The sequence below is a fragment of the Bacillus sp. FSL R5-0585 genome (assembly GCF_038004545.1).
Classification (GTDB): Bacteria; Bacillota; Bacilli; order Bacillales; family Bacillaceae_G; genus Bacillus_A; species Bacillus_A cereus.
The window spans coordinates 3,140,096-3,160,927 of sequence record NZ_JBBORJ010000001.1; the positions used below are offsets into that span (position 1 = coordinate 3,140,096).

Below are 20,832 nucleotides of genomic sequence, written 5' to 3' on the forward strand. Positions count from 1 at the left end.
TGATTTTGAATTTTATATGACAATTTCTTTAATAAAAAGCGACTTACATAAAAGTAAGTCGCTTTTCCCTTATTCCCTAATATTTACCCCATACTCTTTAAACCAAACGTGAATTTGTGCTAAATGAGCTAAAAGTTGAGGACCTGTCATTAATTGCCCGAACCAAGGTGATTGAAATGCACTGCCGCCAGACTGAATCAATCCGCTCAACTGCTCTTTATCAAATAGTTCGTGTAAAATTGAACCTTTATCTGTTAATAAATCTTGCAGCCATACTGTGATTGCTTTCGTATAGTGCGGATTATGCGTTTTCGGATAAGGACTCTTCTTTCTATATAAGATGTCATGTGGAAGCACATCTTCTAACGCTTTACGTAATAGACCTTTTTCGCGGTTTTTATACATTTTCATTTCCCAAGGAATATTCCACGCATATTCGACAAGACGATGATCCGCAAATGGAACACGTACTTCTAAGCTTGCCCCCATACTCATGCGGTCTTTTCTGTCTAATAATGTTGTCATAAACCATACCATATTTAAATAAAATAATTGGCGTCTTTTTGCTTCTAGCGGACTTTCTCCCTCTAAAATAGGAACTTCTTGAATCGACTCTTCATAGCGCCTTTGTACATATTGTTGTAAATTTAATTTATTTCTCCATTCTTTTTTTAGAAGTTGTTCACGCGCTTCTGTAGAGCGCATCCACGGAAATGCACTCGATTGTAGATCATCTTCTCTATAAAACCACGGATATCCACCAAATATTTCATCTGCACATTCTCCAGATAAGCCGACGACAAAATCTTGTTTAATTTCGCGGCAAAACCATAATAATGACGAATCGATGTCTGCCATACCAGGCAAATCACGAACGAGTACCGCCTCCGTTAAATACTCTGCTAGTTTTTCATTCGAAATGACACAACGATGATGGGTTGTTTGAAACGTCTCTGTCATCAAATTAATAAACGGAGCATCTGAATTTGGCTGAAACGCATTCGCTTTAAAGTATTTGTCATTATCTTCGTAATCAATTGAATACGTGTGTAATTGTCCTTTTCCTGATCTCTCGTATTCTTTCGCCGCAATAGCTGTAATAGCGCTCGAATCTACACCACCTGATAAAAAGGTACATAGTGGTACATCAGAAACAAGCTGTCTTGTAATGGCATCTTGTAGTAAAAAGCGCGTTTTCTCTACTGTTTCTTCAAAAGAGTCTTCATGTTTTTTACTTTCTACATTCCAATATCTCCATATACACAAACCGTTCTTTGAAAATGTCATCACATGACCTGGACGTAATTCTTTTATACCAGCATAAATACCGTGGCCAGGCGTTCTTGACGGTCCGAGTCCGAATATTTCTGATAACCCTTCTAATGTTACTTCCGCCTTCACATCTGGATGCGACAATATCGCTTTTAACTCCGAACCAAATAGTAAGCGTCCGCTATCATATTTATAAAAAAGTGGCTTTACACCTAATCGATCTCTCGCAATAAATACTTGTTCTTTCTGTTCGTCCCATACTGCAAACGCATATATACCGTTTAAATGATCGACACATTCTTCTTTCCATTCAATATAAGAAGCTAATAATACTTCTGTATCAGAATGACCTTTGAACGTATACCCTCTTCTTAATAATTCCTTTCGAATGTCTTCTGTGTTATAAAGTTCACCGTTATAGCAAATGGCGTAATTCGTTTCATCTTTTAAACAAGTCATCGGCTGTTTACCGCCCTCAGGGTCTACAACGATTAACCGTTTATGCCCAAATGCGACATTTCCTTTAATCCAAACTTTATTATCATCCGGCCCCCGCTTCGCTAACGTCTCAGCCATCTTCGTAACGACATCTCTTTCTCCTTCTAATGAGCGTTTATAATCCACCCATCCTGTAATCCCGCACATATAAATCATCCTTCCATCTTATTTCTTTTCTTGAACGTGCAGTAATCCCCACCCTAAGAGTGCGGATCAAAAAATGAAAAACTTGACGATAACCTACTATCCACATATGGAATAGCATTCTCACTCAGTAAAACGTGTTTTATTGTATGCCCACCTATGTCTAGATGTGTCTAGTTATAAAGAACGCACGAACTGTCTATAACAGGAATAACTACTTTTCATAAAGGAGAAATCGTATATGATACAACGTAAACATATTTTATATAACCAGCCCCGTGCTCATACAGTCGGTAATGTAGAATATATAAACAATGAATGGGTATTCTTTGATGATGAAAATGATGAAGCGTTTCTATTAGAAGATATTGCCGAAGATGGGTTTGAAATTTTGTATAATAACAATTGGTTACCAGCCCGTTTCTATGAACAAGATGTATTACAAATCGCCAACGAGCAACACCATTTGCAAAATGGTGAAATGGTACGTATTCGAAAAAAGTTACTTCTTAGCTATAATGAATGGCTCGAGGAATTACCTGACTCTGTCTTCACATTATTAACTGAATCATTGCAATCACTTCACTACTCTTTATATGATTGCATGTATTGTCATAATTATTTATCCTTCTTACCGAAAGAGGAGTCACGCGAAGGAGTAAATATTCTTTTGTTTGATAACGACGAAATGATCTGTACACTGCAGCACCATTTCGTACGTCACACTACGTCAAATAAAAATATGTTCCGTTTTACGAAAGTAAATGGAGAAGAGTTGCATATCGATGCGACATAAAAAATAAAAACCACCTTATCTCCCAAGTCTTTGAGATTATAAGGTGGTTTTATTTTTATTTGAATACGTACCAGCCAAGTGGCAATTTCAGTCCTAAGTATAATACTGCTACTAGCGCAACAATAAATAAGCCCCAAACCGCCCCTGTTGGTTTGTTTTTGCTCATTTTTACAAGAACCATTTCCATTCCGCCGATAACTAAAATACCAGCTAACATTTTCAGGCCGTACCACATGTGCATGCTACCTGTTGCTGTCTTCACAATACTCATGTACAACATGAAGCCTGTCACAATAATAATGATATACATTAGGCGAAGCCCCATATGTACACCTTTCCCTTTTCTTCCTGCTGAATAAAGTGAATACGCAACGAAGAATAAAATTAAACCTAACGCCCATGCTGTAATATGCATATGTACCATCGTATCCCTTACCTCCTCTTTTCACACTTTTTCACTCTATATGATAACATGTTCATTTATTTTCAGGAAATGTTTCGCTTTTTTACATTTAAATGATATAATATTTAGAGTATTTACAAACTTCTTGTAATAACAAAAGGGGGAACAATCATGATTCAAACTAAGGATATTATCGAACTTACAGACACATACGGAGCAAATAACTATCACCCACTTCCAATCGTTATTTCTAAAGCAGAAGGTGTTTGGGTAGAAGATCCTGAAGGAAACCGCTATATGGACTTATTAAGTGCATATTCTGCAGTAAACCAAGGTCATCGTCACCCGAAAATTATTAACGCTTTAATTGACCAAGCTAATCGTGTTACGTTAACTTCTCGTGCTTTCCATAGCGATCAATTAGGTCCTTGGTACGAAAAAGTTGCGAAACTAACTAATAAAGAAATGGTACTTCCAATGAATACAGGTGCTGAAGCTGTTGAAACTGCAATTAAAACAGTTCGTCGCTGGGCTTATGATGTGAAGAAAGTGGAAGCAAACCGTGCTGAAATCATCGTTTGTGAAGATAACTTCCACGGACGTACAATGGGTTCTGTTTCCATGTCTTCAAATGAAGAGTACAAGCGTGGATTCGGTCCAATGCTTCCTGGCATCGTTGTAATTCCTTACGGTGATTTAGAAGCATTAAAAGCCGCAATTACACCAAACACAGCAGCATTCATTTTAGAGCCAATTCAAGGTGAAGCAGGAATTAATATCCCACCAGCTGGTTACTTAAAAGAAGCTTTTGAAGTATGTAAAAAAGAAAACGTTTTATTTGTAGCAGATGAAATCCAAACTGGCTTAGGCCGTACTGGTAAAGTATTTGCTTGTGACTGGGACAATGTAACTCCTGACATGTACATACTTGGTAAAGCACTTGGCGGCGGTGTGTTCCCAATCTCTTGCGTAGCAGCAAACCGCGACATTTTAGGTGTATTTGAGCCAGGTTCTCACGGTTCTACATTCGGTGGTAATCCACTTGCATGTGCTGTTTCTATCGCGGCTCTTGAAGTGTTAGAAGAAGAAAAATTAACAGAGCGTTCTCTTCAATTAGGTGAAAAATTAGTTGGGCAATTAAAAGAGATTGATAACCCAATGATCACTGAAGTTCGTGGTAAAGGTTTATTCATCGGTATCGAATTAAACGAGCCAGCTCGTCCTTACTGTGAACAACTAAAAGCAGCTGGTCTATTATGTAAAGAAACACACGAAAATGTAATTCGTATCGCACCACCTCTAGTAATCTCTGAAGAAGATTTAGAGTGGGCATTCCAAAAAATTAAAGCTGTATTATCGTAATGATAGAGAGGTTGTCCGACATGTTGGGACAACCTCTTTCTTTTTATATTCATTTATATTAAGATGAATTTGTAATTTTCTGTATTTTAAAATCGTAAAGGAGGTGCGACATGCTATTAAGATATGGTAAACATATTAACTATTTAGCTACAGCTTTTATTTTAGTTACATTCTTTGGTTTCCTACTTTCCACAACATGGCTTCATTACTCAACTCCTACTACACTCACACTACTGAAAGCATCATTTTGGACTGCTGTTATTCTTACTATCATTGGTTTTGGACGAGAAAAAAGCGCACTTACGGTTATACTATTTGGCATTTGTACACTTGCATTCATTGGTCTTTACACTTTTGCCGTTATCGATTACCTCTATAACCCAAGGCCATAAAAAAGAGCTATCTTTTAACAAGATAGCTCTTTTCTTTATTTCACTACATTTCGTAAAGTACCAATTCCTTCTACTGTAATGACCACTTCATCACCAGCATGTAAAAACTTCGGTGGTGTAAAACCTTTTCCGACACCAGCCGGCGTTCCTGTTGCGATAATATCGCCTGGTTCTAAAGTCATTCCTTTACTTATCGTTGAAATAATTTCTTCTATTGAAAAAATCATTTTATTTGTGTTAGAAGTTTGCCTTACTTCTCCATTTACTACCGTTTCAATGTGTAATGCATTCGGCGCATTAACCACCGATTTATGAATTAAATACGGTCCCATCGGACAAAATGTATCGAAGCTTTTCCCAAGGAAAAACTGTTTATGTTTTCTTTGAATGTCTCGAGCTGTTACATCATTGATAATCGTATAACCAAAAACATGCTCAAGCGCTTTTTCTTTTTTTATTTGCTTCCCTCGCTTACCAATAATGATAGCTAATTCTCCTTCGTAATCTAGTTCGTCCGTTGCATGAGGGTGACCATTAATTTGCTCATCTATGCCAATAACTGTTGTTGGTGCTTTCGTAAAGATCATTATATTTTCTGGAATAGACTCTACTCCGCCCATTTCTACCGCATGCTCACGATAGTTTTTTCCAACGCACAAAATATTCTTTCTTGGCCTTGGAATCGGCGCTAATATTTTCACCTCTGTTAACGGATAATACGCCGCTTCCCCGTTCTCTTTTGCCCAATTTACAATTTCACATACTTTCTCAAAGCATTCAGTCCCTCTTTCAATACACTCTAACATTGTAATAGGGATTGTAACCTTTTCCCCTTTTTGTCTTTGCGCTTCTCTTAAGTGTAATACCTTTTCTTCTTCTTCTTCTTCATCTACAATACCTACAAATACCTTTTCTTCTTTCTTCGCCGTTACAAAACGCAATATTTCCACTCTCCATCCTAAAACTCATACCCTTTAATTGTATTCGCATCCGCAAGAAAAAAACCTTCTCATGCACGCTAATTTTTACAATATTCTTCTCATCCCCTATTCGTTACCTCTTTATCATTTGGCATAAAATGTAGAAATTTTACTTTTTTTAGCGAATGCATTTCTTTTTTATGAAGTTTTTGTATAATATGTACTACATATATACTAAAAATTTCATTTAGAGATGGAGCCGATTTCAATGTTTGAGCAAGCGATTGAAAAAAAACGTGAAAAAATGATTTATTTTGCTGAACGCTATGGAATGACTTCTCAAAAAACAGTGGATTGTAGCCAAGAACTGGACAGGCTCTTAAATGTAATTTGTCATGTACATACGGATTTACACCCTAATCAAACATTCAAAACACACACGCAATAATGCGTGTGTTTCTTTTATTTCAAAAAAATACACATTTTATTGGAAACGCCCATACAATAGTAGAAAAGAAAATTTAAAAAACGAAGGGTGTTTTGTATGCCAGCTATGGTCGGACATATTCGTATCGTCAATATTGGATCAAGTGGTATTTTTCATATTGGAGATGTATTTGCGATTAGGCCTATTAGTTACTCACGTGCTTTCGCCGGGGCCGGCTCTTTCAACGTTGGAGATAATGTTTCTGTCTACAATTATCAAAGTGCAACGACTGTCAACGATTCAGATGTAATCGATCAAGCGATAATTGGCTCAACTTAAAGGAGGCAATTGCATTGAATTTTTATGTAAACCAAAGTATCATCATCAACAGTATTAAAATTGATAGCATTACAACCTCTTCTGTGTTCCAAATTGGTACTGCCGGAAGTATTAAAGCCCTATCTAAATTTTCAAATACGGGCGGATTTACGGAACCGCTTCGCCCATTACAGGCGAAAGGACAAATTATTTCTATCAAACCATCAACTAGTTCTTCTTAAGACATCCTTGTCATAAATATATAGCAGGAATATTTTTACCCTCCCTATTGAAAAGGAGGTTTCACAAATGAATCAAGATATATATACTTACTTACACCAACTTCAACAAGCTCTTCAAACACAACAAGCAGCCATCCTGAATTTAGAAGATCAAGTGCGCCAGCTCCAAGAAGAGCTTAACGAATTAAAAAATCGCCCCTCCTCTTCTGTAGGAAAAGTGGAATACAAATTCGATCAATTAAAAGTCGAAAATTTAAATGGTACTTTAAATATTGGTTTAAACCCATTTTCAGCAAAAGGACAACAAATTGAAGATTTTCAAGTGGATACAGAAACATTGAAGGTAAACCCTGAAACCGAAACAAACCCAGACTTTTATCAAGGTATCCTCCAAGAAATGCATCGATACTTAGATGAAGAAGCATATAATCGTATTCTCCATTTTGAACAAGAAGAGAGAACACCGCTTGATGAAATGTATCGACAAATGATGGTGGATGACATAAAAAAACAGATGGAGCATCGACTCCCTTATTATTTATCGCAAGCGCAATCATATGAAGGTATTTCAACAGATCCAGATTATTTACGAGATATCATTATTCAGGCAATGAAACAAGATATTGACAAAGCCTTTCTCTCCTTTATTCAGCACATACCGGGAAATTTCCGAAAGGAGTAAGTAGGTATGAACCTTAACGTTGTAAACCGTGAATTAAAAGTCGGACAGATTAAAATGAACGGTGTATCGTCGTCCGCACTCTTTTTAATTGGAGATGCAAATCTCCTCATTCTATCTTCTATTCTCGATACACCATTTGAAACAGTTACAGAGGGTCCATTTGTACCATTAGTAACAGATGTCCCTCCTACTCCAGGTTAAGGAGACTGAAAAATTATGTTGCATCATGTGTCTATTGTCCAAAATGTTTCTATTGTTTCGTTAGGGATTGCTGCCGTATTTCAAGTTGGAGATGCCAATCAAATGGAATTAAAAAGTAGAGCTATTGCCGTCCACCGTGAAATTCCTTGTTATATACGGGGAGAAGGTAGCTTTGATGCTTTTGAAATCTTTACAGATGAACACATTACAATTCCAAAACGAACGACAGATGTAAAATTAAATATTGTAAATGAATGCCCTTTTATTGAAGTGAATAACGTTGAATTGCGCACACTTTTAAACTCTGGTGGATTTCAAATTGGAAATGTTGATTATGTTTTTAATAACTCTCGTATTATGCAAATCCGCCAATATATTACAGATGAACCTTCCGCACAATAATTCATATAGTAATTACAAAGTTTAGTAAAGTAGGTGGATGGATATGCCTTCTGTTGTTGGAAATCTCGTCGTTCAAAACAGTAACGGTTCTTTCAATTTAGGAGATTTTTATAACGTTTCTCCGAAAGAAAACACGAAAGCTTATAATGGATCCGGAGCTTCCAATGTTGGATTTGTCGTGAATACGTTTAACGGTGTTAGTGCAACGAATACATTTGATTCTGATGTGGCAGATCAAGATCAGATTGGAACAGCGTAAAAAAAGTAGGAGATATTCTCCTACTTTTTTCTTTTATCTAATTCAAAATTATTAAAATGAAATTTTAATAAGCAAGAGCTTCACTGTCCACAAATAGTGGTATAAACAAGTAAGTAGTGAAGAGGCACTATTTTATTTAAATGATAACCCACTCTCCTCCAAAGCCTTCCTAAGCTTCGGCAAAGACGCAGGTCCCATACCATGCAGTTTTAAAATTTCTTTTTCACTATATTTTGAGAGTTCTTCTACAGTTTGAATTCCACGGTGCTCTAATGCCCTTCTTGCTGGCGCTGAAAGAAGAGAGAGAAAACCTTCTTTTGGTTTTCTCTCTTTCTCACAGACTGGGCAAGTTGGACAATCGCTACTTTTATAGTACTCGTGTCCCTGTTCACAAGTTCTTAACGTTTTTTCCGTTACCATTTTCAAGCCCCTCTATTCTTCAATATTTACAACGTGATTCCCATCAAAGAAGTATAAACATTTCTCTTTTACAGGATGTTGTAAGCTTTTCTCCAGTGCTTTTGCATATAACGAAAGCTGCACTTTATATCGATCTTCTAAAATTGGTTTCGCTTGTTCAAATCCACCTGGGAATTTACCCTCAATCGTATCTGTTTTGAAATCGATTAGCGTAATACCATCTTCTTCTTCAATCATGCAGTCGATAACCCCTTGGACAAGAATCGATTCCCCGCTATTCCCTTGCCAATCTTGATATGCTTCTTCTGCTGCAAGCATCATCGTAAATGGAACTTCACGCTCAACACTTTTCGCCGCTAATACTCTTTTACCTAAGTCACTGTCAAAGAATGAAATTACTTTTTCAATCGCTATTTCTTCCGCCTGCTCGAATGTTAATAATTCCTTATTTACCATTCCAGCAATTTGCTCTTGAAGAACTTCAACCGTAATCGGCTTCTTCAAATCAACATGCTGCATAACGGCATGGACTGCTGTTCCGCGCTCTGCGTACGTTAACCCTTTTTTCTCCATAAAGCGCGGACGTGTTTTAATTGGTGCACGTAGTTTTTTAATAAAGGCGTTATCACTACCATCTTCTGATTGATAATTTCTCTTTATTTCTGTAACAGATTGCTTCGCACGGTGAGATGTTGCTTCCTCATATCCGTACTTCCACATTAATCTGTCGTACACTTCTTCTTTCCGTTCACTTTGCAGGGGAACAGCCTTTTTCTCACGAAGCGCTTCTAACAATTCTTGTTTCTCTTCTTGAACTGGCTCTGGTGCAAGTAGTGTGTTACCATCCACAACTTCTACTTTCCAGCTCGTGTCATACCCGTAAATTTCATCCGGAATGCTTCCTTGTCCTAATTCAAGAAGCATTTCACTATCACGGTGTCTATATAATGAAGGTGCAATCCAGTCTAAATAACAAGACGCCCCGGCACGTATATGATCTGGTAATAACCATTCACTATGTTCCCTCGCATCAAGCCATTTTTCCATTTCCTTATTTGCATCCTTAACTGTTCCAATTAAAATTAACTTCTCTTTTGCACGCGTCAATGCTACGTATAGTACGCGCATTTCTTCCGCAATTAATTCCATTTTCATTTTACGCTTAATCGCCAGCTGTGATAATGTTGTATATTTAATTCGTTTACGCGGATCGATAAATTGCGAACCGAAACCGAAATCTTTATGCAATAAGAAACGTTTCATTAAGTCTTGTGTATTAAAACGACGACCGAGTCCAGCTACAAATACAACTGGGAACTCTAACCCTTTACTTTTATGAATCGTCATAATGCGAACAACGTCTTCTTGTTCACCGAGGGCCCTCGCCGTACCCATATCATCACCGCGTTCTAAAATACGTTCAATAAAACGTAAGAAGCGGAATAATCCTCTAAATGATGTTGCTTCATATTGTCTTGCGCGGTCATATAGTACGCGTAAGTTTGCCTGCCTTTGCTTTCCAGCTGGTAAACCGCCAACGAAGTCGTAATAACCTGTCTCACCGTACACTTTCCAAATTAAATCAGAAAGTGATTGTTGACGTGCAAATTCACGCCATCCTTGCAGTAAGTTATAAAACCACTCTAATTTATCATGAAGTTCTTGCTCCTCTTCAAGCGGTGCCCCTTTTAAGAATGAGCTCATTACTTCATAAAACGAGCCTTTCTTTCCGTGAGCACGAAGCGTCGCAAGTTCTTCGTCATTTAATCCAACGATCGGTGAACGAAGTACTGCTGCAAGCGGAATATCTTGCATCGGATTATCAATAACGCGGAATACGTTCATCATAATATTTACTTCCGTCGCTTCAAAATAACCAGTCGCGAGGTCAGCGTATACTGGAATTCCTTGTAATTTTAACTCTTCCATAATTTGCGGGGCCCACGGCATGGAGCGAAGTAAAATAACGAAATCGCGGTATTGCACCGGACGCATACTATCATTTTTACGGTCATACACTTCATAACCTGAATCAACCATCGCTTTAATGCGCTGCGCCATAAGGCGAGCTTCAAGCTGTGCTTTTTCGACTTCTGCACCTTCTTCACCGTCTATTACTTCTTCTTCCGTTTGCTGAATACATAATAATTCTGCTGCTACATCTTCATCTTCTGGATAGGTAGCACCTAGCTTTAGTTCGGCGTCAGCATCGTAGTCAATTTCCCCAACTTCTTCGCCCATAATTTGTTTGAAAATAAAGTTCGTACCTGCTAGTACTTCATGACGACTACGGAAGTTTTTCGCTAAGTCAATCTTCATTCCGCCGCCTAATCCTTCTTGTGTGAAGCGTTTATACTTTCCTAGGAATAATCCTGGTTCTGCTAGTCGGAAACGATAGATCGACTGCTTCACGTCACCTACCATGAACAAGTTTCCTTCACTCTCAGAATCTTTCGTTACGAATTTAATAATGGATTCTTGTACGAAGTTCGTATCTTGATATTCATCGACTAATACTTCAGCAAATTTATTACGATATTGGAGCGCCACTGCTGACGGATTCATTTCACCATTTTCACTTTGTTCACTTAAAATTTGTAAACAGAAATGCTCTAAATCTGTGAAATCGACCATTCCTTTATCTCGCTTCATCGCTTGGAAACGCTCTGTAAATACTTTTACAAGTTGAACAAGCTTTTCTAATACTGGGTACATATCTTGAAAATCTCGTAAGAAACTTTCAGGTTTGCGGCTAAATAACTCTTCTTGTAATTTCTTCACTTCATCTTTCGCTTTATTACGAAGAGAATCTACTTGTTTTACAACATCTTCATTGTAATCACTTTTCTTAATACGCTTTAACGTTTGCCACGATACGTTTTGCATCGCTTCATACACACTTGTCCACGACTCACGAGCAGCTGATGATAGCGTTCCAAGTAATGCTACATCTGCTTGCAGGGTTTCAATGCGAGGCGCTGGACCGTCAGGAAGCATTGCGAGTTCAGTTGCCTTACGAATATGCTGTTCCGCTGTTTCAAGCTGGAATTTCACATCTTCTAATAAATAAGAAGCATATACTAAATCTTCAATTGTCTTTCCTTCTACGTCATATGCTTCTACTAATTTATCAAGCCATTTTTCCGGATTTGGATGCGCCCTTGATTCTGTATGAAGCGCTAAAATCATACGTTGCAAGTCATCATCACTACGGTCACTCGTATAACGATCAACAAGTTCAAAGAAGATTGTATTATCTTCGATTCCGTACTCTTCTTCTAATATGTCATCTAGCACTTCTTCTTTTAACAATTCATTTTCTGTTTGATTCGCAATACGGAAACGAGGATCAACATCAAGCATGTAGTAATATCCTCTAATTACTTGTAAACAAAATGAGTGAATTGTTGAAATGGAAGCTTTATTTAATAGGCTCAGCTGCTTTCTTACGTGTTGAGAACCTGGTTCATCAATTAATACCTTTTCTAACGCTTCCCCGATTCGGTTTTTCATCTCCTGCGCTGCTGCATTCGTAAATGTTACAACGAGCAGGCGGTCGACATCGACTGGATTCTCTTCATTAATAATCTTTTTAATAATACGTTCAACTAATACTGCTGTTTTACCTGATCCAGCTGCAGCCGCAACTAAAATATCACGCCCGTTCGCTACAACAGCTTTCCACTGGTCATCTGTCCATTGACTACCTTCTGGTTTTTTAGGCCAATTTTCTATCATTCTCCGCCAACCTCCTCTCTTATTTTCTCCATCGCTTCGCTATCTTTCATATCTTTTAACGATCGGAACTGATTATCTTCAAGTGACTCATCAAATTGACAAACAGACTTGAAGTTACAGAACGTACATGCTGCTTTATTTCCCATTTTATAAGGAGAAATATCGATAACACCTTCTGTAATATCTTTTCCGATATTTTCAAACGTATGGTGTACATATTTTTGCAGTACGTTAAACTCTTGCTCACTTGCAATACTTGAACGCGCACTAAAGCTACCGTCTTTTTTCAGGCCAGCAGAAATAATATCTGAGCTTCCTGTTGAAAGTTTGTTATCCATTAAACGAACAACGTCAGCATCTCCTAATACGAGTCCTTTCATTTTAAATTTCTTTAAAATTTCTTTTTCAATTTCAGCTTCAGATGCGTCACCTTTCATCTCAACGATTGGGTTATGAATATGGAAATACAATACACCAGCTGGTGATGCTGCGTGGCCTTTTTTCATCCACGTCTGTGCATTCGAAGTAACGACATCTAAATACGTTAACATTTGAAGTGCTAATCCGTAATACACTTCCGTTAAATCTAACGCTTTTGAACTTGATTTATAATCAATAATACGTAAGAACGTCCCGTTTTCATCTTCTGCCTTATCAACACGGTCAATACGGCCGACTACTTCCATCTTCACACCATTTGGTAATGAGAATTCCATCGGCGGAAGTGATCCTGTACCACCCATACCGAACGGCACTTCTAAATCAACTGGTACGAATCCGCTTGACTTCGCATGTTCACGAAGAATGATTGACGTACGGAAAATGATTTGTTGTAGTTTTTGTTTTAAATAGAAATGACGGTTTGAACTTAATAAGATTTGTCGTTGTAATAACGGTGCGATTTCTTCTATTACTAAAACAGAAAGATGCTCACACTCTTTTATGGATAAATCCGCCCAAGTACGGTTTTCACGCAATAACTTGTCCGCAATTTTCTTTAATGCCGCATGGAATAATTCGCCGATGTCCGGCGCATCAAGCTTGAAAATATCACGCTCTCTAAGCGATAAACCGTGCTGCGCAAAATGAGCGTATGCACAACGGTTAAATAGTTCCATACGAGAGACGCTTCCTTTAATTATATCTCCGTATAAATCTCTACTTACTGCTGTACTTAATTTCTTCGCACGATTTCGATAGAATAAACTTGATAAGACGCGGCTACTTTTTTGTTTCCATTCATCTGAAGTTACGTAGAAATTATATACGTCCCACCAAAAGTCTAAATTCCCTTCAAATCCGTATCGCTTCCACGTTTGTAGTTGCTGCATAACGTAAGATAACGTTACTTCTGGCGTTGCTACGTATGAAATTTGTTCTGAACGTGATAAATCGTTTACGTCATTCGTAATAAATGAATCTTTCACATTAGGGAACATTCTTTTTATTTTCTTAATAAAGCTAGACGCAAGTAACGTCTTTCCTTCTTCATCTGCAAGCGGGCATGAAATGTATAGCTTCTCAGATGCTCTCGTTACCATTTGATACATAACGAACTGTTCTTCTAACAAAGTTTGTCTCGTCGTTGGCGCTAACTCAATCCCTGCTGCACCAAGAACTTCTCTTTCTTCATCAGAAAGCATACCTTCGTCCATAGGTGCAGCTGGAATAACACCCTCATTTACACCTATAATAAACGTTGCTTTCACGTCAGATAACCTGGAGTGATCAATATTAGCAATTAACACTTGGTCTAATGACGGCGGAATGTTAGCAAATTGAAGCGCCTCAAGACCAGTCGACATAACGTCTGTAAACATAGAAAGAGACATTTTCTCTTCACCAAGCATCTCTACAAACGTATCAAGAAGGCTCATTACTTCTTCCCATACTTGTTCATGATCTGTCGCAAATAAGAAATCTCCACTTTCTTCTGCACGTATACGTAATTCTTCTAGTTTTTTCGGAACATCCAGTTCTTCTAAAAATAAGTAAACTGCTTCACACATTTGCATAACTGTTCCTGCACGCTTTAACCTTTTTTGCATGCGAATAACAGGTGTTCTTACAACGTCACGTAGCCTATTTATTTTCTCTTCCATTTCACGTTCACTGTCTGTGATCATCCCGTTCTTATCATCAAGAGAACGATAACGGCGATACATCCATGGATCCTCTGAAGTCCACCTCTTTCCTTGTACACCGTACGCTAAACAGTAATTTTCAAATTCATCCATTTCTTCACGCATCGCTTCTTTTCTTACGTCTAATGGATATAAAAGCTCTGTTTTCACGCAACGGAACACCGCATCATAACGCCAATTCCCACTAATAATCTCGAGTGCAGAACGAATACATTCTACCAATGGGTGATGTGACATTGGGCGCTTTTCATCGATGAAGTGCGGGATATTGTAATCTGTAAATAACGTTCGCATCACATCGTAATAACTTTCCCCATTACGAAGAAGCACTGCAATATCTCGGTAACGATATTTTTCATCCGCAACAAGTTTACGAATTTCACGAGCAACACCTTCTACCTCTGCTCGTAAATTCGCAGCTGTACTAATCGTTACACTCGCTTCACCGTTAAATTTTTCATTCGGACGCGCTTCATAATGAGCTTCTAAATGTGCTAATGCCGGAGAATGAAAACGCGGCTGTTCCATAAGTGGAATTGTTTTTTCAATTTCTATTTTCTCTTCACGCGCTACTTGTTTGATTTTTTCATACGTTAACGTCGTTTCATAAAATAAATCAAGTTCATTTACTGGCTGCGCTAACGTTTTTTCATCTATCGTTAACGTGATCGTAACTCTCGCTCCGCAAATCATAAGCTGTCTTACAATCTCTAACTCTTGCGGGGAGAATGAATGAAATCCATCTATATAAATTTCCGCACCATTTACATATTCAGACTGCGGAAGCTTTTCCACTAGCAATTGTAGGTAGTCTTCTGAATCTAAATATTTTCCAATTAAAGCACGTTCAAAATCATCGTATAGTAACTGTAAATCATACACTTTATTCGCTAGTAACTTTTGTTCGGCACTGCTACTATGCGCATCTAATTGTTGCCACATTTCATATACGTTAGATGGCGTTACATTGTAACGTTTAAACTCTGCAATCATACTGCCAAGATGTTCAAAGAAACCGTTTTGCTCCGCTGCTTTTTGGAACACCGATAATCCATCTTTACGAGACTCTACAATTTTACGGAGTAACATATGTACACCAGCTTCATCAATATGAAGACGACTCGCTCCGCCAACTTCTTGTAGTACCTTCCACGCTAATCGTGAAAAACTAAAAACTTGTGCCCGAATAGAACCTCTTACATCCTCACTTCCAATTAACGCCTGCTGCGTCTGGAATGTCATCTGTTCTGGCACAAGATATAATATTGTTTTCCCTCTCGGGCGTTGTTTTAACTCTTCTTGCACTTCGCGTAAACAAAGTGTACTTTTTCCACTTCCCGCTCTACCAATCACAAATCGAAGTGACATGTAACCCCACCTTTCACTTACATAACGAACGTTAGTTTGCTACTATAATTGTATTATAGTACACGAAAAAAGACAAACTGAGTTGTTTGTCTTTTCTATACTTCTACTTCATTATATCAACCTTTTGAAAAATTCGTTTGCACCTCTTGAATTGGCCAATATCGCAAATCAACTTTACCGACAACTGTATCAGCTTTTACAAAGCCAAAGTGTCTACTATCCCAGCTCCCGAGCCGGTTATCACCTACTACAAAAATAAACCCGGGTGGCACCAGTTTTTCTTTCGTTAACTCTTCTAATGTAAAGTCGCCTGTTAGTTGCCTTCCGTTTATCTCTTTCTTATACTTCTCTAAATACGGCTCATCAATAAATTGACCGTTTATATATAACTTATCCTGCTTATATTCAATATGATCTCCAGGTAAACCGATAATCCGCTTTACATAGTCCTCTTTTTTATTCGCATGAAATACCACAACGTCAAATCTGTTCAAGTCCCCAACTTGATAACTCACCTTATTTACAACTAGCATATTGCCATCTTGCAATGTCGGCATCATTGACTTCCCCTCTACAACATACGTTGAAAAGAAAAACGTTCGAAAAAATACAGCTAATAATACACCAATTAAAATTGTTCGTATCCACTCCATGCCTTCTTTTTTCAAAGTTTTCTTCATCTGCTTCTCCCCTTATCCTTTAATACTGAAGCTTTCCTTTACAAAGAAGACTATTCTTAATGTAGTTCTAACTTTACTTCGATTTTCTTACCGACATACCATAAAATAAAAATACCAATCGCTACAATAACTGATTTCACCGGATTATGAATAAATGACATTAAATCATGACCGATATACGTTAAAATAAAAATCATCACAAGTTTTCCGAATGCTAACGCTAGACCAAACTGTTTTACACTGATTCGGGATAAACCAGCGACAACATTTATGAGCGCTGACGGTGTAAACGGAAAACAAAATATAACAAAAATCGGTGCGAATCCTTTCCTTTCAATCCACCCCATTGCTTTTCGTACTCTCTCATGCTTATTTACAAACGAAAAGAAACGACTGCGACCAAAATGGCGGATGATGAAAAAGACAAGTAATGCACCCATTACTGATCCAAGCCATGAATAAAGAAAACCGAGCCAAAAGCCAAATGCAACAGCATTCGCCAGTACAAATACAATAAGCGGTAATGCTGGAATCAACGCCTCTATCATCGGTAAACCAATACCAAGAAGTGGTCCGAACGCTTTATAACTCTCAACAATATGATCCATATTTTCTGGTGAAAAATACTCTTTGATTGTCTGAAAATCCATTCTACACTTTACCCCTTTACTCTAAATACTATCCCTACTGTATCATTGCTTATATGAAAGAGGAAATGGTAGATACGACATATGGAGATGTATTTATTAAAGTTTCCATATCTTTCATAAGAATTCCTTCATTATTTAGCTATGATAATCTATCAATATTTGACAATATATTACATATTAATAACACCCTATCCAACAATATCCTTATATCTCTTCAAAAATAGTATATTACAAATAATTTATTTAAATATAAAAAAATAGTATTTTTTACATTTTTTATTAAAATAACAACATAAATCTGTTATACTAAATATCGCAATATATTTATTTTATGTTTTTAGGAGGAAATACTTTGAAAGACACAGTAAAATTATTAAAATGGGTTACTGGTGCCTTAGAGGCTTTACTGGGAATACCTGTACTCGGAGGAACTATTGTTGTTTCTTTACTTTGGTTACCACTTCTTTTCATGCTAGTATTACATATCGTTACTTTAGTATTGGCTAAAAAAGTTAATATGAGTGCTAACGGTAATGTGCTAGGAATTGTAACTTCTTGCCTTGCATGGATTCCGTTTGTAGGAATGATTTTGCATATTTTATCAGCTATCTTCATTATGATGGATGCTGCCCGTAAGGAAGAAACTTATTAATATTTAAATAGCAAAAAAAGCTGTCCTAGAATGCCACTTAAGGCAACATTCTAGAGGCAGCTTTTTCTATATTACACTTCTTCTTCTCTAACAACATACACTTTCTCATAAGCTGGTCTTAATGTTGATTCTTCACTTTTATCAATTTCTTTAAAACAAGGATTCCCTTGTTTTTTCCTACGATCTTCATATTCAGTACGTAATTTCGCTGTACGATTTTGTTGATTTTCAAAACTAGTTTTTGATATCTCTAATTTCACAGCAAAGCCATTTATAAATCTAATAATAAGATTTCCATCTTCTAATTCTTTATTACTTTCAATATAAAAATGAGACAACCAAGCGCACTCTTTTCTAGAGTAAGAATAGGTAGGGAAAAAATAAAGTTGATCTGCTGGACTAATCGCAATCGGTGCTTTATGTGTAATATGAGTTAACTCTTTCGTTCCTTCTTTTCTGCCTAAGAAACTAGAGCCATGCTTGCGGCAACTTCTTTCTATAATATCTAGAGGTTTTTGAAATACGAAAAAAGAATCATTCATTTCAACGACTCGCGTAACAATTTTCTTTTCACTTAGAATAACAGGAAGTAAGGCCATCGTATTTTTCGTTACAACATAATTTTCGACATAGCGTTCCACTTTACTTTCCATACTCCATTATCTCCTTTTTTCCATTTATATTAGCAGCTGCATATATAATTTTAGCATCTATGAAAAGGAAATAGCTTACAAGTTCCGCTTTTTTACAATTTTTTATCATTTATCAAACATTTGTTAAACAATAAAATCACAATATAGAAATTAATTAATTTTAAAGTTGTAAAAACAGCATTTATACTACCTATAAATATTTATTATCCATTCCTCATTTCACATCATTACAACAACTAACTTTGCTATAATTAAAATGTAAATCCAATATATGGAGGGCCACTATGGAAGAAAAAGAGCTCCAACCATCGATTCAAATGAAAAATAGTAGCGTCATTATCGTGAAAAACTCAGCTAGTATTATATTCGGTTTATTTTTCATTCTGCTATTCTTTGCCAAACCGTTTCGTAAATCAAAATGTCCAGAATGTAAAAAACGTGAGAAGAAAAAATCAGGGCAAGAACAATAAAAGGCCTTCCTTTATGGAATGCCTTTTTACATTCGTAGTATCATTTTATTTATTCTTCTTCCCCCTAAAAAACGACTATATTTTCTTCCAAGGTTCTCTACATCTTTTTTGATTTGTAATATGATCCTTATATAAAACATGAGAAAGAGTATTTGTACTTGTTACCTGCTTTTAATTTTTGTTAAAAAATTAAAATTTGTACATCTTTATCCATCACTAACAATTCGTTAATTAGTTAACTTTGTAATATAAGTTTTGTATATAATGTCATTCAAAAACACAATATATATAAGTAGCTATTTATAATTACATTGCTTTTTATCGAATTCTACAAAGGAGTTGTATACTATGGATAAAGAAAATCCATTAAATCAGCAGGTTAATAGCATTCCCTCAGATGCTCTGAATACCCCTAGTAAGGAACAAGAACAACTGTTAGAAACATCATCTCAAAACGTACAAAATTCCAACAACAACGCTAACAAAAAAGATGTTACTCAAGGTCTATCTGGAAAAGATTTCCCTATTTCAACAGAGAATACAAATTTATAGTTATTTACTATCATACGCAGCAAATGCTCTTGCTGAACTAATTCTTCTACAGAAACTAATACGCATTCCAGATATTTTTTTACCAGTTGTAACATAAAAAAAAGATTTACATATAAAAACAGGCTCTGGAAAAACTTTCTCCTCAACAAAAAAAGGATGGCATTAGCCATCCTTTTTTCCATCATCAACTATAAAATTATAGTTTGATTACGTTTTTAGCTTGAGGTCCACGGTTACCTTCTTCGATTTCGAAGCTAACTTTTTGACCTTCTTCTAGAGATTTGAAACCGTCAGTTTCGATTGCTGAGAAGTGTACGAATACGTCGTTTTCGCCTGGAACTTCGATGAAACCGAAACCTTTTTCGTTGTTAAACCATTTTACTTGTCCTGTTACTGCCATAATTATTTCCTCCTAAGAAAATACAAATTTTAAATTTTTTAGTCTTCCTGTCTAAAAAAAGAATCCACACATTATCAAATACGAAACATAAACTAGTTCTCACATACTTTTTCTCGTTCGTTTTCAGCACTTGATAACATATGGATTGCTTAATTTAACTATTCAACTGACATCATCATAGCACATTAAAATAAAATGTACAATCTTTTTCGAAAATAGAATTTCTAATTTTTAGTATTTCTTATAAAATATAATTATCTCTATTCTAAATAAGGAGGAGTTTATGACCAATAAAATTCCTAGAAAAACATTAAAAAGAATTGAAGAGGATATTGAAAATAATAATCTTGGAAAAGCAAGAGATAGATTGCATGGCCTCATCTTTACATACCCAAATGAATTACATCTTCGAAAACAACTCGGAGATATTTATTATAAATTACAATATCCAGAAATGGCTGGACGTTACTGGTATCTAGAGGAGCATAAAACAGATATTATGCATGAATCATGTTTATTATTTGAAAAATCAATGGGAAATAGTCCTCATCATATTGCACGTGCTTTAAAGTTTAAAGGCGATTCTAACCATATAAAAGGTTTGTATAAAGATCAACCTTTATCTTCAGTGCAGAAGAAAGTAACAGAGGAGTTAATTTATGAGTATAAAGAAACATGGAAAGATAAGCTAGTTCCTTTTGGCTGTCTAGCATTGCTTGCTTCCCTTCTCTTTTCTGCCGTTGTTGGTCTATTCACTATTTGGAATTGGATTTTTTAATCACAGGGG

The 20,832-nt window shown here is 36.5% G+C and carries 24 protein-coding genes; 14 read left to right on the forward strand and 10 right to left on the reverse strand.

The features are described 5' to 3' along the window. Positions 1 to 69: 69 nt before the first annotated feature. Positions 70 to 1,917 (reverse strand): asparagine synthase (glutamine-hydrolyzing), encoded by a 1,848-nt coding sequence (asnB, locus tag MKY38_RS16135; RefSeq protein WP_114555786.1) that lies wholly within the window; start codon positions 1,915 to 1,917, stop codon positions 70 to 72. A 238-nt stretch (positions 1,918 to 2,155) separates the two neighbouring features. Here asnB and MKY38_RS16140 point away from each other — a divergent pair, with 238 nt between their 5' ends. Beyond that, the gene (locus MKY38_RS16140; RefSeq protein ID WP_000616049.1) at positions 2,156 to 2,710 is read left to right on the forward strand and encodes a DUF2777 domain-containing protein; all 555 of its coding nucleotides are present in this window, start codon (positions 2,156 to 2,158) and stop codon (positions 2,708 to 2,710) included. A gap of 55 nt (positions 2,711 to 2,765) precedes the next feature. On the opposite strand, the gene MKY38_RS16145 is transcribed toward MKY38_RS16140, so the two are convergent. Further along, positions 2,766 to 3,134: a YisL family protein gene (locus MKY38_RS16145; protein ID WP_000233495.1), complete on the reverse strand. Its 369-nt coding sequence runs from the start codon at positions 3,132 to 3,134 to the stop codon at positions 2,766 to 2,768. 150 nt (positions 3,135 to 3,284) lie between these two features. Here MKY38_RS16145 and rocD point away from each other — a divergent pair, with 150 nt between their 5' ends. Then, entirely contained in the window at positions 3,285 to 4,475 is a 1,191-nt protein-coding gene (rocD, locus tag MKY38_RS16150; protein WP_000616658.1) for an ornithine aminotransferase, read from the forward strand. Positions 4,476 to 4,585: 110 nt separating this feature from the next. Then, the gene (locus MKY38_RS16155) at positions 4,586 to 4,867 is read left to right on the forward strand and encodes a hypothetical protein (RefSeq protein WP_000926857.1); all 282 of its coding nucleotides are present in this window, start codon (positions 4,586 to 4,588) and stop codon (positions 4,865 to 4,867) included. A 35-nt stretch (positions 4,868 to 4,902) separates the two neighbouring features. Here the strand turns inward: MKY38_RS16155 and MKY38_RS16160 are convergent, their stop codons facing one another. Next, positions 4,903 to 5,808, reverse strand: coding sequence for a fumarylacetoacetate hydrolase family protein (locus tag MKY38_RS16160; protein ID WP_341049160.1), 906 nt, complete (start codon positions 5,806 to 5,808; stop codon positions 4,903 to 4,905). 247 nt (positions 5,809 to 6,055) lie between these two features. On the opposite strand from MKY38_RS16160, the gene MKY38_RS16165 reads away from it, so the two are divergent. From MKY38_RS16165 to gerPF, 7 genes are all read left to right on the forward strand, one after another. Next, a complete protein-coding gene (locus MKY38_RS16165; RefSeq protein WP_000462841.1) occupies positions 6,056 to 6,235 on the forward strand; it encodes an aspartyl-phosphate phosphatase Spo0E family protein in 180 nt (59 codons plus the stop codon). Positions 6,236 to 6,331: 96 nt separating this feature from the next. Next, positions 6,332 to 6,553, forward strand: a complete 222-nt coding sequence (gene gerPA, locus MKY38_RS16170; protein WP_001111187.1) for a spore germination protein GerPA — start codon at positions 6,332 to 6,334, stop codon at positions 6,551 to 6,553. 14 nt (positions 6,554 to 6,567) lie between these two features. Beyond that, on the forward strand, positions 6,568 to 6,774 hold the full coding sequence (gene gerPB, locus MKY38_RS16175) for a spore germination protein GerPB (protein ID WP_001012508.1): 207 nt from the start codon (positions 6,568 to 6,570) through the stop codon (positions 6,772 to 6,774). 67 nt (positions 6,775 to 6,841) lie between these two features. Further along, a complete protein-coding gene (gene gerPC / locus MKY38_RS16180) occupies positions 6,842 to 7,456 on the forward strand; it encodes a spore germination protein GerPC (protein WP_001070760.1) in 615 nt (204 codons plus the stop codon). A 6-nt stretch (positions 7,457 to 7,462) separates the two neighbouring features. After that, positions 7,463 to 7,657 (forward strand): spore germination protein GerPD, encoded by a 195-nt coding sequence (gerPD, locus tag MKY38_RS16185; protein ID WP_001052807.1) that lies wholly within the window; start codon positions 7,463 to 7,465, stop codon positions 7,655 to 7,657. Between the two features lie 15 nt (positions 7,658 to 7,672). Then, the gene (locus tag MKY38_RS16190) at positions 7,673 to 8,059 is read left to right on the forward strand and encodes a spore germination protein GerPE (protein WP_000902333.1); all 387 of its coding nucleotides are present in this window, start codon (positions 7,673 to 7,675) and stop codon (positions 8,057 to 8,059) included. Between the two features lie 43 nt (positions 8,060 to 8,102). Continuing rightward, complete coding sequence (gerPF, locus tag MKY38_RS16195) at positions 8,103 to 8,318, forward strand: spore germination protein GerPF (protein WP_001141566.1); 216 nt, start codon at positions 8,103 to 8,105, stop codon at positions 8,316 to 8,318. A gap of 132 nt (positions 8,319 to 8,450) precedes the next feature. On the opposite strand, the gene MKY38_RS16200 is transcribed toward gerPF, so the two are convergent. The 5 genes from MKY38_RS16200 to MKY38_RS16220 all read right to left on the reverse strand — a co-directional run bounded on the left by MKY38_RS16200 (position 8,451) and on the right by MKY38_RS16220 (position 17,318). Then, on the reverse strand, positions 8,451 to 8,738 hold the full coding sequence (locus tag MKY38_RS16200; protein WP_000255728.1) for an RNA polymerase alpha subunit C-terminal domain-containing protein: 288 nt from the start codon (positions 8,736 to 8,738) through the stop codon (positions 8,451 to 8,453). Positions 8,739 to 8,750: 12 nt separating this feature from the next. Beyond that, a complete protein-coding gene (gene addA, locus MKY38_RS16205) occupies positions 8,751 to 12,476 on the reverse strand; it encodes a helicase-exonuclease AddAB subunit AddA (RefSeq protein WP_341049161.1) in 3,726 nt (1,241 codons plus the stop codon). Further along, entirely contained in the window at positions 12,473 to 15,988 is a 3,516-nt protein-coding gene (gene addB / locus MKY38_RS16210; RefSeq protein ID WP_065223857.1) for a helicase-exonuclease AddAB subunit AddB, read from the reverse strand. The genes addA and addB overlap by 4 nt, the downstream gene beginning before the upstream one ends. A 116-nt stretch (positions 15,989 to 16,104) precedes the next feature. Continuing rightward, positions 16,105 to 16,668 (reverse strand): signal peptidase I, encoded by a 564-nt coding sequence (lepB, locus tag MKY38_RS16215; RefSeq protein ID WP_000751919.1) that lies wholly within the window; start codon positions 16,666 to 16,668, stop codon positions 16,105 to 16,107. Positions 16,669 to 16,724: 56 nt separating this feature from the next. Then, entirely contained in the window at positions 16,725 to 17,318 is a 594-nt protein-coding gene (locus MKY38_RS16220) for a TVP38/TMEM64 family protein (RefSeq protein ID WP_000347517.1), read from the reverse strand. A gap of 352 nt (positions 17,319 to 17,670) precedes the next feature. On the opposite strand from MKY38_RS16220, the gene MKY38_RS16225 reads away from it, so the two are divergent. Beyond that, positions 17,671 to 17,970, forward strand: a complete 300-nt coding sequence (locus MKY38_RS16225; protein WP_080476084.1) for a hypothetical protein — start codon at positions 17,671 to 17,673, stop codon at positions 17,968 to 17,970. Positions 17,971 to 18,041: 71 nt separating this feature from the next. Here MKY38_RS16225 and MKY38_RS16230 read toward each other — a convergent pair whose 3' ends face one another. Further along, positions 18,042 to 18,623 (reverse strand): competence protein ComK, encoded by a 582-nt coding sequence (locus MKY38_RS16230; protein WP_065223855.1) that lies wholly within the window; start codon positions 18,621 to 18,623, stop codon positions 18,042 to 18,044. A gap of 284 nt (positions 18,624 to 18,907) precedes the next feature. Between MKY38_RS16230 and MKY38_RS16235 the strand changes: the two genes are divergently transcribed. Further along, complete coding sequence (locus tag MKY38_RS16235) at positions 18,908 to 19,093, forward strand: hypothetical protein (protein WP_070179948.1); 186 nt, start codon at positions 18,908 to 18,910, stop codon at positions 19,091 to 19,093. Between the two features lie 348 nt (positions 19,094 to 19,441). Further along, on the forward strand, positions 19,442 to 19,645 hold the full coding sequence (locus tag MKY38_RS16240) for a hypothetical protein (protein ID WP_000356922.1): 204 nt from the start codon (positions 19,442 to 19,444) through the stop codon (positions 19,643 to 19,645). A 196-nt stretch (positions 19,646 to 19,841) separates the two neighbouring features. Here the strand turns inward: MKY38_RS16240 and cspA are convergent, their stop codons facing one another. Next, positions 19,842 to 20,045, reverse strand: a complete 204-nt coding sequence (gene cspA / locus MKY38_RS16245; protein ID WP_000301519.1) for an RNA chaperone/antiterminator CspA — start codon at positions 20,043 to 20,045, stop codon at positions 19,842 to 19,844. A 283-nt stretch (positions 20,046 to 20,328) separates the two neighbouring features. Here cspA and MKY38_RS16250 point away from each other — a divergent pair, with 283 nt between their 5' ends. After that, positions 20,329 to 20,823, forward strand: coding sequence for a DUF6584 family protein (locus MKY38_RS16250; RefSeq protein WP_070179947.1), 495 nt, complete (start codon positions 20,329 to 20,331; stop codon positions 20,821 to 20,823). Positions 20,824 to 20,832: the final 9 nt, after the last annotated feature.

Coding starts and splice junctions, on each gene's coding strand:
- asnB (WP_114555786.1), bottom strand. CDS start 1,917: ATGTGCGGGATTACAGGATGGGTGGATTATAAACGCTCATTAGAAGGA.
- MKY38_RS16140 (WP_000616049.1), top strand. CDS start 2,156: ATGATACAACGTAAACATATTTTATATAACCAGCCCCGTGCTCATACA.
- MKY38_RS16145 (WP_000233495.1), bottom strand. CDS start 3,134: ATGGTACATATGCATATTACAGCATGGGCGTTAGGTTTAATTTTATTC.
- rocD (WP_000616658.1), top strand. CDS start 3,285: ATGATTCAAACTAAGGATATTATCGAACTTACAGACACATACGGAGCA.
- MKY38_RS16155 (WP_000926857.1), top strand. CDS start 4,586: ATGCTATTAAGATATGGTAAACATATTAACTATTTAGCTACAGCTTTT.
- MKY38_RS16165 (WP_000462841.1), top strand. CDS start 6,056: ATGTTTGAGCAAGCGATTGAAAAAAAACGTGAAAAAATGATTTATTTT.
- gerPA (WP_001111187.1), top strand. CDS start 6,332: ATGCCAGCTATGGTCGGACATATTCGTATCGTCAATATTGGATCAAGT.
- gerPC (WP_001070760.1), top strand. CDS start 6,842: ATGAATCAAGATATATATACTTACTTACACCAACTTCAACAAGCTCTT.
- gerPD (WP_001052807.1), top strand. CDS start 7,463: ATGAACCTTAACGTTGTAAACCGTGAATTAAAAGTCGGACAGATTAAA.
- MKY38_RS16190 (WP_000902333.1), top strand. CDS start 7,673: ATGTTGCATCATGTGTCTATTGTCCAAAATGTTTCTATTGTTTCGTTA.
- gerPF (WP_001141566.1), top strand. CDS start 8,103: ATGCCTTCTGTTGTTGGAAATCTCGTCGTTCAAAACAGTAACGGTTCT.
- MKY38_RS16200 (WP_000255728.1), bottom strand. CDS start 8,738: ATGGTAACGGAAAAAACGTTAAGAACTTGTGAACAGGGACACGAGTAC.
- addA (WP_341049161.1), bottom strand. CDS start 12,476: ATGATAGAAAATTGGCCTAAAAAACCAGAAGGTAGTCAATGGACAGAT.
- addB (WP_065223857.1), bottom strand. CDS start 15,988: ATGTCACTTCGATTTGTGATTGGTAGAGCGGGAAGTGGAAAAAGTACA.
- lepB (WP_000751919.1), bottom strand. CDS start 16,668: ATGAAGAAAACTTTGAAAAAAGAAGGCATGGAGTGGATACGAACAATT.
- MKY38_RS16220 (WP_000347517.1), bottom strand. CDS start 17,318: ATGGATTTTCAGACAATCAAAGAGTATTTTTCACCAGAAAATATGGAT.
- MKY38_RS16230 (WP_065223855.1), bottom strand. CDS start 18,623: ATGGAAAGTAAAGTGGAACGCTATGTCGAAAATTATGTTGTAACGAAA.
- MKY38_RS16235 (WP_070179948.1), top strand. CDS start 18,908: ATGGAAGAAAAAGAGCTCCAACCATCGATTCAAATGAAAAATAGTAGC.
- MKY38_RS16240 (WP_000356922.1), top strand. CDS start 19,442: ATGGATAAAGAAAATCCATTAAATCAGCAGGTTAATAGCATTCCCTCA.
- cspA (WP_000301519.1), bottom strand. CDS start 20,045: ATGGCAGTAACAGGACAAGTAAAATGGTTTAACAACGAAAAAGGTTTC.
- MKY38_RS16250 (WP_070179947.1), top strand. CDS start 20,329: ATGACCAATAAAATTCCTAGAAAAACATTAAAAAGAATTGAAGAGGAT.